This window comes from Megasphaera sp. An286 (assembly GCF_002163455.1).
GTDB classification, from domain to species: domain Bacteria; phylum Bacillota; class Negativicutes; order Veillonellales; family Megasphaeraceae; genus Megasphaera; species Megasphaera stantonii.
The window spans coordinates 1-17,276 of record NZ_NFIY01000024.1 but is presented as its reverse complement, the minus strand read 5'-3'; the positions used below and the strand labels follow the sequence as shown (position 1 = coordinate 17,276).

The window sequence follows — 17,276 nt, the reverse complement described above, 5'->3', positions numbered from 1 at the left end:
GTCACACTTCCTTCCGCAGGAGAAATAAAAAGAACGGCGCGCCGATAAAAGCCATGATCAGGCCCGCCGGCAGTTCGACCGGCGCGAAGAGCACTCGGGCCAGTGTATCGCTCAGCGTCACGACGGCCATGCCCAGCAAGGCCGAGCCGGGAATGATATAGCTGTAATTCGTGCCGACGAGAAGGCGCACCATGTGCGGTACGACGAGACCGACAAAGCCCAGCAGGCCGGCTACGCTGACCGAGCTGGCGGCCAATAAGGCGGCCACCGCCGTGAGCAGCACCCGGGCCAGCTCGATATTCAGTCCCAGCGCCCGGGCCATATCGTCGCCGAGCTGCAGGACGTTGAGGTAATAGGCGCCGAGCAAAGCCAGCAGCAAGCCGGCGCACCAATAGGGCGCGACGACAGCCGCTTCGTTCCAGCTGGCTGCCGAAAAGCCGCCGACCATCCACAACAACGCACCGTGTACCCTGTCGCTGTAAAATACGAGAATCCCCGAAATACCGGCGCTCAAAAAAGCCGAAACGGCTACGCCGGCCAAAATAATCCGCACCGGCTTGATGCCGTTTTTCCAGGCCAGGGCGTAAATCGCTCCGGCCGCTGCCATCGCCCCGAGAAACGCCACGGGCGTCATGAGATACGTCATGGCCGGAAACAGGACAAGGACGGCGATGCCCGTAATGCCTGCGCCGGCAGAAATTCCGATAATATGGGGGTCTGCCAGGGGATTGCGCATGACCGCCTGCAAGATAGCTCCGGCTACGGCCAAATTCGACCCGACCATAGCTCCCGTCAGCGCCCTGGGCAGGCGCAGGTTCCACACGATCTGGTCGGCCGTCTGGGCCGTTGGATTCCATAAAATAGAAAGCACCTGACCGGGCGGAATCACTGCCGCCCCCTGGGCGACAGACGCGACGACGCCGGCGAGGGCCGCCGCCGCAAAGAGAACCAGCATGAGGCAGCGCCAGGCCAGGCGGTTGCGCGGCCCTATCATGAGAAGGCCTCCGGATAGGCAAGCCGGGCCATATAGGCTACGGCGTCGGGATAGTCGAGGCCGGGATTCAGGAGGAAGTACCGCTCAGGCAAAACGTATACCTTCCCTGCCTTCACGGCCCGCAGCGTCGCCCATGCCGGATTCGACATGACATCCTGACGAATCCGCTCTTCTATTTTTTCTGCCGGCCCCATGGAGGTGAAGAAGATAATATCCGGGTCCTTCTCTGCCAGTGCTTCCATGCTGTAGGGAACCTTTTCCATCGTTCCGCTGGTCTGGGCGTCGGCGGCGACGTTATCCAGATGAAGCATTTTAGCCGCGCAGCCGGCAATGCTGCTGTCAAGCTGAACCGTCACCGAGCTGGGCGTCGCGTGGATAATAGCGACCTTTTTATGGTCCTGCGGCGCTTTGGCGACGATGGCTTCTATAGCCTCATCCATTTCCGCTGCCCGAGCCTCGGCCGCCTCTTTCTTGCCGTAAATTGTCCCGAAGATGGCTAAATTCCGCTTTACGTCGTCATAGGTCTTGCTGCGCAGGGCGATGACGGGGATGCCGTTCTGCTCCAGCAAGGACACCAGCTTTTGGTGCTGCACCTCGCTGGCTACGACCAGATCGGGCTGGAGCTCGATGATTTTCTCGACGCTCACGTTGTATACGGGCCCTACGTCCGGCACCGCTGCGTATCGCTCAGGCAGCTCGGCATCTTCGGCCTTGACCGTCGCCCGGCCGGCCAGCTCGCCATCGAGGGCGTCGGCCATATTCAATAAAGACGTAGACAGGACGACGACGCGCCGGGGCTTCTCTGCCAGCCGTACGGTCCGGCTCATATCGTCCGTAATGACGGCATAGGCCCCGTCAGCCTGCCCGTTTCCTTGGGCCGTCGCGGCGTTCTGCGGCGCGCAGCCGGCGGCAAACAGGGCAAACAAGTACAAACACAGACCGGCCCAAAGGAACCACCGTTTCGTATGCATCCTATCCCCTCCTGTCATTGGTTAAAAGCTGTATTTCGCCCCGGCCAGCCAGAACCGCCCGGCCGACGGGTAATCGTGGTACATGTCGTACCCTTCGTTGGTCAGGTTATTCACCTGGGCGTATACGGTAAAATCTTTCGTAACGTCATAGCTTACGCCGAGATCCCACGTTACGTAGGAGCCATGCATGTAGTAATCGTCGTCGCGGCCCGTGCCGGCGTTCATGGTCATATTGACCTTCCAAGCTTTGTTGTGGAAATGCAGGCCGGCATGATAGCCGTTGGGGCGGTTGAATGATTCGTCGACATGCATTCCCTTGCCATCGCCTTCATCAATTTTCGTATGAATATAAGAATAGCCTAATTCATAATCCCACTTGTCGTTGATAGTCTTATTCATAGAAATTTCTACGCCGCGCTTTTCTTCTTTATTCAAATTACGGACTTCTGAATACGTTGAACTACGCTCCCAACGAATAGCGTCGTTCAAGCTGCTGCGGAAGAAATTAACGTTGAATTGAGTTTTTTCATCATATTGATATGTAACGCCAAGATTTTGCGTATATCCTGTTTCGGCTTTCAAATTCGGATTCCCTTTAGACGTTTTTCTAGAGCTAACTAAATAATAGTATAAATCATTTAATTTCGGTGCAGCAAAAACACGGCTCCAATTGGCATAGACATTCCATTTTTCGTTAGGCTGGTAATTCATAGCAATGCGCGGCGTTTTATGATACCCAAATTCGCTGTTATCATCTAAACGAACGCCCGGAGTAATATTTAATTTTCCAAAGGTCATGACGTTTTCCAAGTAGAGAGCCCGGTTTGTCCGCTCCTTGTCTACGTAACCAACTTCTGCATTAGTTCCTTCATCCTTCGTCCATTCTACGCCGGCCGTCAGCACATTGTGATCGCCCAGCTTCCAGCTGTTTTCAGCCTGCACGCCCTGATAACGGGAATGAAAATGGTAGGTCCAAAGATTTTTGGAATAGTTATTGAAATAACGGATAAAGCCCGGCGTATCGCCGTCTTCACCAAAGGTATACGTAAGGCTGTAGTTGTTGTTCAGCCGCTCAATCCGTTTGTTGGCCGTAATCGTCTGCAAGCCCGGCTGTTCATCGGAATCGTCGAAGGTCGAGCCGTGCCCCTGAAAATTCGTATGGGTAGCCCAAAAGGTCAAGGAACTGCTGTCGTTCAGTTTCTGGTCGATGCGGGCCGTCAGGGAGTCCTTATTGTAATCGCCGCGGCTTTCATCCGTATCGTATCCGTCGTCGTTGAACTGGTAATACTTCCGATTGCCCAGGCTCCCTGTGACGTACCACGACGTATTGCCGCTGGAACCGCTCGTTGTCAGGGAATAATTATGCGTTCCCCACGAACCCGTATTGATGTCCAGCGTCGTCCGGTTTTGGCCGCCTCGTTTCGTAATGATGTTGACGACGCCGCCGACAGCGCCGCTGCCGTAACGGACAGACCCGCTGCCCTTGGTCACTTCAATCCGTTCGATATGGTCGACGCCGGGCAAGGTCTGCAAATCGACAGTCCCACGGCCATAGGCAGCGCTCTGAGGATTGGTAATAGGCTGGCCGTCGACGAGGACGAGAACCCGGTCGTCGCCGTTCAGGCGGATATAAGCCGACGTTCCCGGCACCTGTTCCGTCACGGTGACGCCGTTGACCTGTTCCAGCGCCGTCTGCACGTCGATGTATTGATTTCGTTCCAAATCTTCTGCCGTAATAACCGCCGTGTTCGACTGCTTTTCCTGCAGTGCCTGGGCCGTCAATACCGGCTGATAGCGGTCAGCCGTCACGACGATCGTATCTGTATCTGCTTCCGCTGCTGCCGCGCCGACAGATACGCTCCCTGCCAGCGACAGACAGATCAGCGAAAGCAGTGTTTTATGTGATGTCATATATATGCTCCTTATATACTATATAGTACCATTAACGTATTTGAAAGGGAATATTCAGATCTCTTTCCGAAGCTACGGCCTGACCGTAGCTGTTCCGGGCCGGTTCGTATACGCAGCCGTAGGCAATCTGCACCGCTGCCTCGTCCATAGCCGCATATCCCGACGAAGCAGAGACCGACGCGCTGGCAACAGAGCCGTCCGCGCCGACGACGATGTGAACCGTCACAGTTCCGCCGATATTTTTCCGCCGCAGTTCTTCCGGATAGTAGGAGTTTACGTCGGGCACCGATACAAGCCTTGCCTTAGTCGCCGGCCGCAGTCCGTCGCCGCCGGGAACACCGGCAGTACTTCCGCCGGAGCCGGATTCACTCCCCGAACCGGACGTTCCCTGCCCTGCATCGCGGCCTTGTCCTTCAGACGAAGGGCCTTGCCCAGCCGCAGACTGCGTCCTATGGGCCGCCGCGATTTCCTTAGCCTGAGCGGCGTCGACGCCCGTCTCGGCCATGATCTTCTGCACTTCCCGCTGTTCCTGCACCTCTTCGGTATAGGACTCGTCGATAGCCGGCATCGGGCTGGCCGGCGCGTCATATGTCGGGCCGCCGTCTCCGCCGCCCAATTTCGGCAGGTTGTTCATCGACTCTTCATTGTACACCGTCACGTCGATTGGCTCGGCCTGGGAACGGGTCTGGATAAAAGTGAACACGCCGGCCGCCGCCAGTACGACGAACAGCGCCCCATGGACGGCCAGCGAGATGAACAGAGCCAGCCGCTTATCCTTGTCCTCGCGCCTCACTTCGCACCGCCGCTTTCTGCAGCCAGACCAAAATGGGTGACGCCGGCGCCCTTCAGTTCATCGAGTAAAGCCATGACCTGTCCGTAATCCAGTCCCTGATCGGCCCGGATGACGACGGAAAACTGTCCGCTGCGGCGCTGCGCTTCGGCAGCCTGCCGCACTAAGTCACCGCGGCTGATTTCCTTATCTTCCAGCCACAGCGTCCCGTCTTTTTTCATCGTCACGACGTAGTTGACCTTCGTCTGGGCCTCAGCGTGGACAGCCTGGGGCAAATCAACGCCTACCGTCTTCAAATCGACCATATACAGCGTGCTGATCATAAAGAAAACCAGGAGGAAAAACATGATGTCGATCATGGGGATGATCATGACCTCCGGCTTCGTAAATTGCCGTCTGTCCCGCAGTCTCATAATACTCGCTCCCGTTCCTTGCGCGGCATCAGCTCAAGAGCAGAAAAACACAATTCCATGTCCGTGATGATGCGGTCCAGGCGCTGCGTAAAATAAGCGTGAACAGCCAGGGCCAAAATAGCTACGCACAACCCGAAGGCCGTCGCTACGAGAGCCTCGCCGACGCCTCCCGTAATGGCGATAGCCTGCCCCGATTCAACGTTGAAAATGCTGAACGACGTAATCATGCCGCTGATTGTCCCGAGAAGCCCCAATAAGGGAGCCATGGTGACGATGACGCTCAAATAATACAGGCGGCTGCGCAATTTAGCCAGCAATACGCCCGACTGTACTTCGACAAAAGCGCTGCGCCGCTCGTCGTCGCAGGCAAAGGCGTCGGATAAAATCAAGGCCAGACCGCCCTGCCCCCGACGGGCCGCTTCGCAGGCTTCATCATATTTTTTCAATTTCATGTACGTGTAAAATTGCTGGGCAAAGGCCTTTCCAGCATCCATACGCTGATAAAAGAGCCAGCGTTCAACGCCTACGTACACGACAAACAACGAGCAGGCCAGCAGGGCGTACATGACGATGCCGCCCCTTTGAAACAACTGCAGGCCTTCTGCTATGGATTCCATATCTCCCTCCCCGGCAATGCCGTCACCGTTTCCTCAATAAAAAAAGCCGCAAGGATATCCCTCACGGCTATTCGCGCAACATTGAATCTCCATTCCCATCGCTCGCAGGTCTATCGGTGATTATCAGTCAGGCAGTTCTTCTGGCTCAGATTCATCGCTCCGCTGCGCCTTCCCATACCTGTGGGGTACAGTGACATATTGCAGCGTCGCTCCTCGTTACAGCGGCGGGACCGCGCCGGAGTTTCACCGGACTTCTCTATTAAGTCTGCGACACCTGACCTGCATATAAATAGATTTTAATTAACTATAGCATGCCCCCTAGAGCCTGTCAATATGCGGATGGTTGTACGAACGGCTTCATTTTGTCATAGAAAATGAAAAGAGTCATTCCCCTATACATTCCCGACAGTATCAAGTGGTGGATGATATTTATTTGATGAGGACGTCGCAGTATCCTTTTGCTTCCCGTCCTTCGGCAGTTTTGATCGGCATCATGCACATAATCCGATACTACCGCCATTTTCTTCCAATGTACGCAGCCGAATGATTCGTTTCGCCCACTTTTTACACAACTTCAATTTTCTAAACTGCCTATGCGGCAGATAACTTCGTCTACATCCAACGCGACGAGCGGGGGGCATTTCTAAACTGCCTATACGGCAGATAACAGCGGCCGTCATTATTGGCGGCGGAACAAATATTTCTAAACTGCCTATGCGGCAGATAACGAACCTACAATGTAGGTTCTTACTAGGTTTATTTTCTAAACTGCCTATGCGGCAGATAACAATGCCGGGTACGTATACCAGATAACGTTTTTTTTCTAAACTGCCTATGCGGCAGATAACGGAAGAAACGGAAACCTACGCCTTTTCCAGCTTTTCTAAACTGCCTATGCGGCAGATAACAATGCCATACGCCCCTTGTATCAAGGGCAGCTTTTCTAAACTGCCTATGCGGCAGATAACGCGCAGCGGCCACACTGGAAGGGCTGGCCTGCTTTCTAAACTGCCTATGCGGCAGATAACGCGACCAGAAAATCACTTGGAAATGGCAGGACTTTCTAAACTGCCTATGCGGCAGACAACGGTAAACATGAGTGAATTTTTTAGACAAGCCATTTTCTAAACTGCCTATGCGGCAGACAACTGTAAGAAAACATACTGCCATACGGCATACGTACTGGCACGGCAGTATGTTTTCCTTATTTTACCCTAAATTTTTCCAGATAGCAAAAATCCGCATATTTCCAAGGTTTTTCCTTTGCTCATTTTATTTGGGTTAAAATTCGGGTACTGCAGAATGAGGACTTAATCCATAACTGCCAAAATGATATTTCTCTCCTGGTTCAGCTTTCGTCCGTTTAATGAATAATCGGAATGGATTGCGGTTCGTCATGCTGCACATCTGAATATACGGCAGCTGCGTCGCCCGATTCTTTGATTTCATAATCTGGAGAGCCTGCGCATAGGAAGTATCAGGATGGCGCTGGCTGTACCGTCTTGCTTTTTGATGGACGGAGCTGTCTGGCTGATATCGGCTGTACACAGCATAGCCTTTTATCTTTTTATATGGTATTTTCTTTATCTTTCCAATATCAGCATAATCAGCAAAACGCCGCAACACGCCCTTTATATTCAACATTTCCAATAGGTGTTCATCTTCTGCCAAAATCCGCAGCTTAGTCCCTAATGAAGTTTCTCCATACTCTGGAAAAGATACGGCAATATTCGTAATTCCCTGCGTATTTTTTAGATCTGCCAAAGCAATATGAACTGCTGTAAATACTTTCCCCCAGAGAAAATTTACAGAAGAGCCTTCATCAGGAAGCAGCGTGATCTCCTGATAGTACTGCATGATATCATTCCTTTCCGCTTTGTCCGAAGACGCCGCCGCGCACTAATACGGCCATGACATAGTGTTCGTCTTCCTCACATTCCAGCGCTTCTCCTACAGAGTATTTATCAAATAAGGTATAAAAATCCTTCTTGCTCGTGCCTGTCCGATAGGCTTTCCCCAAATTCGTAACGGCGCCGTACGGTTCTATCGCAATGGGACGCAGGACGTCGTCGCATTCCGGATACCACGTATCAATAGTCCTCAAGGCATTGCCTAACTTTTGAGAATGCATAGCCGCTGTATCGTTTACGGCGTATAAAATCTTGCTTTTTTCACTCTTCTTGTCGAGGACTAATTCTTCGCTCGGATATACTTCTTGTCCACGGCCCAGCAGCACATTGGCTTCGACATCAAGAAAAAGATACGGTTTAGTGCCGCACAAGGCGTCGGCAATGCAGTTTGCCAGAGCTAAGATATTGGCATCTTCATCGTCAAAATCGCGTAAGCTGTAGTCGTACGCATTAAATACCCATTGTGATTCCAGCTCTTTTGCCGTCACGATAATTTCTATTTGCTCTGCGCCGACGCGATTTCTCCACAAAAACCGTCCGTTAGCAATATTGAAAGCATATCGTTTCGCTAATTCGGTAAAGCCGTAACGGTCTTTATAAGCTTGGATCATGCCGTTGATTTTCTGATAGTGTTCTTCATTATTACAGGCTGACGGCTGCTGCACCGGCAAAAATTTCAGTGTAAAACAAAGCTTTAACGTATCGCATTCCATAGATAAAGAAGCGCTGTCTACAGTTTGCAAATTTGCTTTTTCTACTTCTGCATTCAGCTTTGCCGGGTCATTTTTAACGGCGTTCTTCAGCCGATTGGAAATAGTGCCCCGCACCGACTTTTCTGATAAACAAATGGGTGTCTTTTCCTCTTGCCTCACATCCCACCGTGTTTCATACATATATCCGTCAGAAGGAACCATCCGCTTTTCAAAGGCCAATACAGACGCAATAACAGAATCTTTTTTTGCCATAACAAACTCCTCCTTTTACTGCAGCTTCTGATTTCTGCAAATATATAGTCCTTGTTCTTCATCGTATTCATAGTGCCACATCATGTCGTCAATATCATCAAATTGATACGGCATCTTAAATTCGCCCAGCGTAACGATATTTTCGGCAAAGCGATGTGGTTTTGTCATATCCCTCTGATGAGATACCTGCATCAGCGGCGATATCGCCTTAAATCCTACAGAAATGGGAATAACCCAGCCGGGTATCGCTCTTTCGTACGTCCAATCCGTACGACCCGATTCGGCATCCGAATCGGCATGGCAATGGATCTGCAAAAATTTCAGCAACGTATCCAGCCCATCTTCGGAACCAGCGGCTTCCTGCTCCAGTATATCCCGCCGTTCAATCAATACATATCCAGGCATCATCTTGGCAATGAGCGGCTTATATCCATATTCTTTTTCCTCGTCAATATATACAATTTCCGCCTTGCCGGCTTTGAGAACATCTCCGGAAGCAATTTTCATAGTGGGCAGCAGCATAGTGATCGCATGTTCACACCGCTCCTTATATTCCGGCCGAACCCGGCTCGTTTCGATTACCAAGGTTACAGTCACATGAACTCGCGCTTCCGCAATAAACGGCGGCCGTTCGTAGGCTCCGCCCTTCTTTTTCAGCGGATTGGCCGTCCCGATAATCGAGTTTCTGTACCCTTTTTGAACCTGTAAATGACAGGAATGGTAGACAACAGCCGTTTTAGAAAATACAATATCTGAAAAAACCGGGTCCCATACCGCTAGGTTCCGCTGCAGAGCATGCACCGCCCCCAGCCATGCCGTCATTGCCGGAAAACCAATGGTATAGGTGCTGCTCATCGCATTGGCGTTGTGAATTTGTACGTCAGGCAATACAATGTAGGTTTTCATTACTCGCATCTCACCGCCTTATCCAGCTCATCTCTGAACTCGTGCTTAAAAAAGCGCATTTCCCCATCCCCTAAGGTGCAGCGTTCTTTCTTCAATATGTATTCATACGTACGTATTACCCATCGTCCAAAATCAGCGCTCAGCTCCTCACGCCACTCATCTTCTTTCCGTTGCAGCGCATATTGCGTATCCAGCCAAATTTTCTGATGCAGCGGCAGAGACGCATAGGCTCCGTCGCCGCTCCACCCTTCTCCCTCACGGCGAAGAGCATAGGCCGCCATCATAGCCTGGGAAATAAGCTGCTCTATATGCGCTCTTACGGCGTCGCGGATTTGCTTATTGTTCCTATCCGCTTTAAACAGCACATGAAGTTCCTTAAATATATACTTATAATTTCTAAATGAAAGGGATTCCCTAAAAAAATTTCTTTTAGGTTTCCGCACTTGCCGGCCAGACAGTACAGGCGGCAGCGAGGGCAGCAAGTACGCCGTCCCTCCGTTGGCGCTGTTTAGATAGCTGATATTCTGGGGTTTCGTCCCGCCGAAAGAAATAGCCGTCAAATCCCAAAGTTCATCATAATCAGCGCCAGCCTCACGGCACTGCTTCCGCTGTTCGTCTAATTGTTTAACCTTTTCTTTCAGTTTCAGTAATACGCTGGAAGACGGCATGACCGTCAGCAAGTGATAGGCATTGGCCCCAATAGGAAAATATACTTGTTTAAGCAGGCCATCAGTCGTATCGGGAAAACTCGGCCGGCTGCATTGCAGGACACGTTCTTTAAAGGTATGATACAATGCCTCGTCTAGGTGCAGAGCTTTAAATTCTTCTTCTACCAAAGAGCTTCCCGTTACTACATGGAAAAACACGGTATGTCCATCTTCCAAAAGATTATCAAACAATAATTTAGCCGTCCCCATATACGCGGCGTTGACAGAAACATCGGTATCATGAGCTGAATTCGACGTAGCGACATATCCTTTACAAGGAGAATCAGACGTATCGCATATGGTTACTTTAGCGTCTGGATGGGAAAACTTTCCGACATGCGTAGCTATCTTGCAGAAGGGAATCTCATCTATCCGTTTTTGCATCCATTCCGTCACTGACAGCTTCTTGCTTTCTGCCTGTTCCTCTATGTACGTCTTGAGCATTCCCATAATCATCACTCCGTTTCCATTATATATTATCCGTGTTTTTTTTTATTTAGATTAATTATACTACAGTTGAAATGAAATAACAATCATTTGAACATGTCTCCATTCCTAAATGGATTACCATGACACGCCTTATACTGGCTAGTCAAATATGATATATATTCCTTACAATAAACATACAACTCTCTAATGGGAAAAACGCTGACGTCCAATAAAACCAGATAAAATGCAATCATATATCCGAAAAAGAAAAAAAGCCAGCCAATTCAGGCTGGCAAACAAAAAAGTTCATGCAAACAACATCGGCATTATGACAGAAAGTATACAGTTCCGGAAACGCCGTTAGTTCACATCCACAAAGCAAATAGCTTGTTGAACTGCCTTTGCGGCAGACACTCATAAATTAAAAAAAACACTTTCTAAACTGCTTATCCAGCAGGCATCTTTATTATACCATGGACATAAAAGATAAAAAATACATAAAACAATGCCGAAGTTGTCAGTGCTGCCGCCGACAAAAGTCATCGTTCATACGTCTCTGCCAGTTTGAAATAGTTTCATGCCTATAACTCTGTTTTCATCTCATCTTTTTGAATATGCCGAATTGATCGTCATAAAACCATGTTTCATCGCCGCTATCAACGGGTAAAGTAATTTCTCCGTATTTGTTAGATAGCGTCTCCAGCAGCTCTTCTTCCGGAAGGTCGTCGTCTTCTGGAATGCGGCGACAAAGCGCGTCTTCATATGTACGCGGCAGCCATATTCTTTCGGCCCCATATTCTATAGTATCTTGTTTAATATGCAGCGTATCTCCGCAGTCAATACATTCGCCGTCTTCATACATAGAAAAGTGAATCTTCCCGTCTCTATATACGCCTATAAGCTTCCTATCAGCCTGGCCCTCACGAAACCGGTTGAATGTCTGCGGCAGCGCCGTAAGCCACCAATACTCGTCAATCCAGCCGGACAGTCCCTGCGGCCCTGGCTCATCACTGTTAAAATCTTCCATCGTCATATGTTCCAAGTCGATTAACAGGGAAACGTCTTTTTTATCGGTGCCATTCATGACAGGCTTTCGTATACGCAGTACGGCGTCAATTTTTTTATGAAAAGCTTTTTCATCTATAATATCATGCAGGTCGTGGCTGCGGAGATGATACGGCTTGACTTCGTATCCCGGCTTTATAAAGGCCTGCGGTTTTCCTTGCAGAGCCCTCACATTGTACTGCATTACAGCAATATTCGGTTTTATAATGTCCGCATACACCTTGCGATGACGCAGCACGCGCCCGGCCAGCTGAATAAAAGAACGATACGACGACGGCTCGACGACAGCCCAGTCAAAATCATGGTCCCGGCCAATTTCTTCTATAGGCGTTGCGACGACGATAAACAAGACGTTATCTTCCTCAATACTATCTAAATGGCGGCGAATCACCGGGTCTTGTATATCTACAGGAACAGAGCTGTCATACTTTCGTTTCAAGACGACATCTAAATATTTTTCCTGCTCATGGCGCATAATCAGAAGCTGCCGGCTATGATAGGTCATAATCCGAATAGCATACCCTTTCGGCAGCATGCATTCGCTGCTCAACAAATACAGGCTGCACGCCACGCAGGGGCTGGTATTAGCCAAGCGGATAAGGCCAAAGGATACGCGTTTTTTCGTCCTTTTATCAATAATGTAATTATCATCATGCAGGGCAATTGCCGCTTTCTTGGCAGCCTCAAAAAATTGGGTAATCCGGCTTCCCCCTTCTGGAGCATTCGGAATATCGACGATTATGCCTTTTCGTTTGATGAGCTGCTTTTCCAAATGCTGTACCCGTTTATCGACAAAAGCGCCATGCATGGCTTCATAGGCCTGAAAGTCGCCCATAGCAATCCGGCCTGTTACGGTCTTAAACTCATCGCACAAGACGACGCCGCACTGCTTTGCTTCGGTAAAAAACTGATTATAGCAGGCTAAGCCGCGCATATAGGCCCTGAACATGCCTTGGGCCAAATCAGGCGGTATCGTCGCCGAAGATATGGCTACACTCCGTCCCATCATTCCGGCTAAATGAACCAATCGCGAAATAGCAATTAAATCTTTTTTATCAAAATCATCAATTTCATCGATGACCAAGTCGGACGACATGAGACGCAGCAAGGGAAGCATATATTTTCCGCCGCGTATGGTCTCTGTCGCAGCCATCATATAATCTATCGTCGCAGTCAAGACGGGCTTATACAAAAAGGCCTTATACTTTTGCGGGTTATGCTGGAAAAATATGTCTAAAAACGCCGTCTGTTCTGCATTGCATGTATCTTCATAGTCCAATTCCTCCTGCAGCAGGGCTTCTGTTTCTCCTACAGATGACATATCCTCTTCAGCCATTTTATCTTGTTCATGGAGCGACTGGATGACGCTGGAGCCAATCATAACGGCTAATTCGCTTTTATCCAGCCCGATTCGGGTCCTATACTCGTCTCCCGTCTGCAGCGTAAGAGTCCGCAATCCAAGAGCCAAGACGTAGCGAAGAGATTTTCCATCTTCTGATACAGCATTCATGAGCTTAGCATTGGCAATCGTTTTCCCGCATCCCGTACTCGCCATATTTACGATGAAATAGGCCATCTTCCCTCGTTCTCTCTGCCGGAATTGCTTGATTTTTTCAACAGCTCCATCTTGCCAGCGGAAAGACCTGGGACTTTGCTTCTTCAGAAAGGCAATATCTTCTGCCTTTTCCATCCGGGCAGCAAAGTTCGGCAATTGATGAGCTATCTGCAAGGCCTGTTCCATAACAGAAACAACATGCTCTTCCAAGGATTGTTTTAATCCTTTATTGCGATCCGTATTGGCCCATAAATCAACAGGACTCCACGAATGCTTCTTTTTATGCGTTGATTTTCCTGCACCTTCACGAGGCAGCGAGGAAATGTAATGGTCAGACAGCATAAGGCACAATCGGGCATAAGTGACTATGCTGCGAAAGGCCAGATTACCCTCCCGAATCAGCGTACACAAAACTGTTTCTTCGCGAAGCATCTTGGCAGCCCATTTTTTCAAAGCTTTTTGCCAAAGGAGCCCGTTATCCCACAACAATCCTTGACGAAAAGAAAAGCACTGTGCTTCTCTTTTTCTTTCGTCTTCATTACTACACCGTCTGCTGTATCCCCAGGAAGCACATATGCGTTCTATCATTTGCTGAAAGGAGTACACGCCGTCGCTTTGGTACCCAGTTCTATCATTCTCATCGTCTACATACGGCAGCCGGTGATGAGATAGGATAATCCACGCCAGCATACTGGCAACAGGCGGCATAGGGCCTAACGTCCCCATATTCTTGCCTGCCAGCTCAGCCAATGCTTTCGTGTTAATTGTTCCTTCTGCCAAGGCAGTCAGCCATTTCTTATCGTCATCGTATGCGTCCGTATACCGCACTAAGGCTTCCAACAGCTTGCAGGATATCCATTCATGGCGAAACGGATCGGCTTCCAATTTTCCTTTTCCAGCAGCTCTTAATTTATGCTGAAACAAATCCGACGCCTTACCCCAGTCATGAAGCAGCGCTGCCAAGGCGGCAATCGCTTTAATCAGGGACAAATACTGCCAATCGTTTTCCCATTCACTGTGCACGATATTTTTTGACGTATAATGCACTGGCACAATTCCTTCTTCATTAAACTTGCTGCGCTTTCCTACGATCCATACCAGCTCGCTTCGGCTGCGAGAACGAATCCAATGACACGAAACAGCCGTACTCTTTGTCGCGCTGCGCCGCAACAGTGTCCTAACCGTCGCAAGCCCCTCTTCCGTAATGACCGTTTTCCAGGTATCCGTGCCGATTCGCAGGGCAAAGCTGTCTAAAATCCTTCTGACAACAGGAATGGATTTTCCTTCGCTTTTACTGACAAAAATTACCATCATACGACATCACCCCCACTGCGGGCAAACATTGTGCTGCACTCCTTGACCTGAGAAAACATAAAATCCAGCGCTTTGTGTTCTGTAAATTTCTGCAAGCAGACCTGCCTGAATTCCTGATCTGTCGTATTCCTTTCCGCACAAATAAAGGCCCAAGGCAGGACGATGGCATCCTTTATCAAATCGGCCACATCAAAAACCAGCGCGCCGCGCCGCGTTTTTCCATGCATGACAGCAAACCCATGAGGAATCCCCAATACCCATAAGGTACAGGCCGCCAGCCCATAGGCCAAATAATTGCCATGATTTAAAAAGACATTTGCTTTGTCATCGCCTTGCTGTCGTCTTGTAAATTCTCCCCAGTCCGATTGATTGGCCGCATACTTGTAAAGCTTTTTCGTAAAAGCAGCTTCTTTCGTAAGCAGCTCCATCACATTTCCCGCCTTGGGAATCTCTTTTTCATAGGCCTTTAACGCTTGTTTTATTTTCAAATCGTCACAGTCAAACAGTTCATCCTGCAGTTCCCTGTCCTTACTCCAAACAGTGCGCAAAAACTGGCACCGTTCCCGTTGAAACGCCTTAGCCGCCTCCAAGCGCCTCGTCTCGTCAAACCAAAAGGACAACCACCCCTGCACATATACGGTCGGCCTGTATTCGCTCTGCGGATTCAGCCACTCTATTTCTGAACCGGCAAACAAAGGCGTACCGCCTCCTCCGCAGAACCCCACCAGGACGCCGGCACCGGCCAATAACCGCATAGCCGCCTGCGTAATAGACGTACCTGTTCCCAATAAAATTACCGTCGTATTAGCAATCGGGATGTTCCAGTACAAATTTTCCTTTTCCGTCTCTGTCAAATACACAATGCGGCCGTTCTTCTGCATGACACGGCATTTCTCCAGATAGAAGACATTGGCTCGCTTGGAATGAAGAATCGTTTTTAAATCGGAAGACGTTAGGTTCTGTTTCATAGGGCATCTCATCCTTTGTAAAGATATTCTTTAGGATAATATTTGCTATTTTCATTTATTAGTACTGTTATCCGTCAAGGAGCCTCTCAATTACGAAGCATGTTGCGAGGCTTCTTGACTGGTCAAAATGCTTGCAGAATTCATATTGAATAAGCCTAGTATTGTCAGTGTTTAAACATTTCAATCCGCACTCTCGCACGAGAAGTGACTAATGCCTGATGGTTCGATGTATTCTTGCGTCCCATTTCAATCCACACCCTCGCACGAGAAGTGACTGCCGGCGCTCGCCGTCTCGGTCACGGCAAACTGATTTCAATCCACACCCTCGCATAAGAAGTAACATCACATTGTTTCAGCCGCTGGGGCCTGCCGGTTTATTTCAATCCACACCCTCGCATGAGAAGTGACGGTGCATGCCTAGGGCTGCCTTGTCGGCCTTCGGATTTCAATCCACACCCTCGCATGAGAAGTGACGAAAAGCTTTGGCCTTTTGGCATTTGCTCTGTCGGATTTCAATCCACACCCTCGCATGAGAAGTGACAATGAAAAAGCGTCGGTCTGTTTACTGTACAGATATTTCAATCCACACCCTCGCATGAGAAGTGACGATATACTAGCAAGGAAATAAATTCCTTTGCGACATTTCAATCCACACCCTCGCATGAGAAGTGACCCCATGCGTACCACTTGTTAGCGTCACATGTAATGCATTTCAATCCACACCCTCGCATGAGAAGTGACTGTCCCCTACCGCCTCCTTTGGCGGCATTGGCAAATTTCAATCCACACCCTCGCATGAGAAGTGACGGGACCTCATACTCGTTAGACTGGATGCCAGCTAATTTCAATCCACACCCTCGCATGAGAAGTGACTTCATGAAGCCCTGGCATCGAACCTTGACTTCCTATTTCAATCCACACCCTCGCATGAGAAGTGACTCGTTCGTCCGCTTCTGCCGTCCTCGTTTATGTTCATTTCAATCCACACCCTCGCATGAGAAGTGACTTCATCATATCCGTTGTGCTGTTTTCGCTTTCCAGATTTCAATCCACACCCTCGCATGAGAAGTGACGGACAAGAATTGTTTGAAGGAGATTATATAGAAGATTTCAATCCACACCCTCGCATGAGAAGTGACCAAATGCGCTAAAAGGTATTATTGCTAGTAAGGGATTTCAATCCACACCCTCGCATGAGAAGTGACTGCTACATTTAGTATACTACAAAAACAACCTCAGCAAATATAGGCATTAATAACTATACTTAGTAATTTATACCGCTTTTTCGCATCACCAAACAGCATCTTTCTATGTATATTAGTGCGGAACCAAAGGAAAATGCCGCATACTTCTGGTTCGCACAAGCTGCATGATGATGCTTTCTGATGTGACCCCAAAAAGTTAGACTTTAGTAACGAGGTAGTTTTTGCTATCTCGTTACTTTTTTATGCAGCGGACAGGGACAACCTGTATTGGACAGGACTCTTCCAGCCAAGTTTTTCTTTGATTCGTTGCTCGTTATAGTATTTGATATACTGTTCGATAGCTGATTTCAATTCTTCGTAACTATAGTACACGACACCATAGTACATTTCCTGTTTCAGTAGGCCGAAGAAGTTCTCCATCACGGCATTATCCAGACAGTTGCCTTGCCGGGACATGCTTTGAAAAATCCGCTCTTGCTTGAGCTTACGGACGTACGCCTTCATTTGGTATGCCCAACCCTGGTCGGAATGGAAGGTTCGGCGATAGGGGCAATCC

At 49.2% G+C, this 17,276-nt stretch carries 13 protein-coding genes, 2 CRISPR repeat arrays and 1 riboswitch; all 13 genes read right to left on the bottom strand.

Annotated features, from left to right (window positions below):
• Position 1: 1 nt before the first annotated feature.
• A complete protein-coding gene (locus B5F80_RS09920; RefSeq protein WP_087478674.1) occupies positions 2 to 994 on the bottom strand; it encodes an iron ABC transporter permease in 993 nt (330 codons plus the stop codon).
• On the bottom strand, positions 991 to 1,965 hold the full coding sequence (locus tag B5F80_RS09915) for an ABC transporter substrate-binding protein (RefSeq protein ID WP_087478673.1): 975 nt from the start codon (positions 1,963 to 1,965) through the stop codon (positions 991 to 993). Before B5F80_RS09915 ends, B5F80_RS09920 begins: the two co-directional genes overlap by 4 nt.
• A 21-nt stretch (positions 1,966 to 1,986) precedes the next feature.
• Complete coding sequence (locus B5F80_RS09910; protein WP_087478672.1) at positions 1,987 to 3,876, bottom strand: TonB-dependent receptor; 1,890 nt, start codon at positions 3,874 to 3,876, stop codon at positions 1,987 to 1,989.
• A 31-nt stretch (positions 3,877 to 3,907) separates the two neighbouring features.
• A complete protein-coding gene (locus B5F80_RS09905) occupies positions 3,908 to 4,669 on the bottom strand; it encodes a TonB family protein (protein ID WP_087478671.1) in 762 nt (253 codons plus the stop codon).
• Complete coding sequence (locus tag B5F80_RS09900; RefSeq protein ID WP_087478670.1) at positions 4,666 to 5,079, bottom strand: biopolymer transporter ExbD; 414 nt, start codon at positions 5,077 to 5,079, stop codon at positions 4,666 to 4,668. The genes B5F80_RS09905 and B5F80_RS09900 overlap by 4 nt, the downstream gene beginning before the upstream one ends.
• On the bottom strand, positions 5,076 to 5,696 hold the full coding sequence (locus B5F80_RS09895; protein ID WP_087478669.1) for a MotA/TolQ/ExbB proton channel family protein: 621 nt from the start codon (positions 5,694 to 5,696) through the stop codon (positions 5,076 to 5,078). Before B5F80_RS09895 ends, B5F80_RS09900 begins: the two co-directional genes overlap by 4 nt.
• A gap of 112 nt (positions 5,697 to 5,808) precedes the next feature.
• Positions 5,809 to 5,989, bottom strand: a riboswitch (cobalamin riboswitch).
• Between the two features lie 286 nt (positions 5,990 to 6,275).
• A CRISPR array of direct repeats spans positions 6,276 to 6,845; the repeat unit is 28 nt; unit sequence TTTCTAAACTGCCTATGCGGCAGATAAC.
• A 132-nt stretch (positions 6,846 to 6,977) separates the two neighbouring features.
• Positions 6,978 to 7,553 carry a type I-F CRISPR-associated endoribonuclease Cas6/Csy4 gene (gene cas6f, locus B5F80_RS09890; protein ID WP_087478668.1) on the bottom strand — a complete coding sequence of 192 codons (576 nt, stop codon included), beginning with the start codon at positions 7,551 to 7,553 and terminating at the stop codon, positions 6,978 to 6,980.
• A gap of 4 nt (positions 7,554 to 7,557) precedes the next feature.
• On the bottom strand, positions 7,558 to 8,571 hold the full coding sequence (gene csy3 / locus B5F80_RS09885) for a type I-F CRISPR-associated protein Csy3 (protein WP_087478667.1): 1,014 nt from the start codon (positions 8,569 to 8,571) through the stop codon (positions 7,558 to 7,560).
• Between the two features lie 15 nt (positions 8,572 to 8,586).
• Positions 8,587 to 9,477, bottom strand: a complete 891-nt coding sequence (csy2, locus tag B5F80_RS09880) for a type I-F CRISPR-associated protein Csy2 (RefSeq protein ID WP_087478666.1) — start codon at positions 9,475 to 9,477, stop codon at positions 8,587 to 8,589.
• Entirely contained in the window at positions 9,477 to 10,634 is a 1,158-nt protein-coding gene (locus tag B5F80_RS09875) for a type I-F CRISPR-associated protein Csy1 (RefSeq protein ID WP_158099981.1), read from the bottom strand. The genes csy2 and B5F80_RS09875 overlap by 1 nt, the downstream gene beginning before the upstream one ends.
• 574 nt (positions 10,635 to 11,208) lie before the next feature.
• On the bottom strand, positions 11,209 to 14,547 hold the full coding sequence (cas3f, locus tag B5F80_RS09870; RefSeq protein WP_087478664.1) for a type I-F CRISPR-associated helicase Cas3f: 3,339 nt from the start codon (positions 14,545 to 14,547) through the stop codon (positions 11,209 to 11,211).
• Positions 14,544 to 15,515, bottom strand: a complete 972-nt coding sequence (gene cas1f, locus B5F80_RS09865; RefSeq protein WP_087478663.1) for a type I-F CRISPR-associated endonuclease Cas1f — start codon at positions 15,513 to 15,515, stop codon at positions 14,544 to 14,546. Before cas1f ends, cas3f begins: the two co-directional genes overlap by 4 nt.
• Before the next feature lie 177 nt (positions 15,516 to 15,692).
• A CRISPR array of direct repeats spans positions 15,693 to 16,720; the repeat unit is 32 nt; unit sequence ATTTCAATCCACACCCTCGCATGAGAAGTGAC.
• Positions 16,721 to 16,960: 240 nt separating this feature from the next.
• A partial coding sequence (locus tag B5F80_RS09860; RefSeq protein WP_143747182.1) for an IS3 family transposase occupies positions 16,961 to 17,276 on the bottom strand: 316 nt, incomplete at its 5' end.

Coding starts and splice junctions, on each gene's coding strand:
- B5F80_RS09875 (WP_158099981.1), bottom strand. CDS start 10,634: ATGGGAATGCTCAAGACGTACATAGAGGAACAGGCAGAAAGCAAGAAG.
- B5F80_RS09900 (WP_087478670.1), bottom strand. CDS start 5,079: ATGAGACTGCGGGACAGACGGCAATTTACGAAGCCGGAGGTCATGATC.
- csy3 (WP_087478667.1), bottom strand. CDS start 8,571: ATGGCAAAAAAAGATTCTGTTATTGCGTCTGTATTGGCCTTTGAAAAG.
- B5F80_RS09915 (WP_087478673.1), bottom strand. CDS start 1,965: ATGCATACGAAACGGTGGTTCCTTTGGGCCGGTCTGTGTTTGTACTTG.
- B5F80_RS09910 (WP_087478672.1), bottom strand. CDS start 3,876: ATGACATCACATAAAACACTGCTTTCGCTGATCTGTCTGTCGCTGGCA.
- B5F80_RS09920 (WP_087478674.1), bottom strand. CDS start 994: ATGATAGGGCCGCGCAACCGCCTGGCCTGGCGCTGCCTCATGCTGGTT.
- cas3f (WP_087478664.1), bottom strand. CDS start 14,547: ATGATGGTAATTTTTGTCAGTAAAAGCGAAGGAAAATCCATTCCTGTT.
- csy2 (WP_087478666.1), bottom strand. CDS start 9,477: ATGAAAACCTACATTGTATTGCCTGACGTACAAATTCACAACGCCAAT.
- B5F80_RS09895 (WP_087478669.1), bottom strand. CDS start 5,696: ATGGAATCCATAGCAGAAGGCCTGCAGTTGTTTCAAAGGGGCGGCATC.
- cas6f (WP_087478668.1), bottom strand. CDS start 7,553: ATGCAGTACTATCAGGAGATCACGCTGCTTCCTGATGAAGGCTCTTCT.
- cas1f (WP_087478663.1), bottom strand. CDS start 15,515: ATGAAACAGAACCTAACGTCTTCCGATTTAAAAACGATTCTTCATTCC.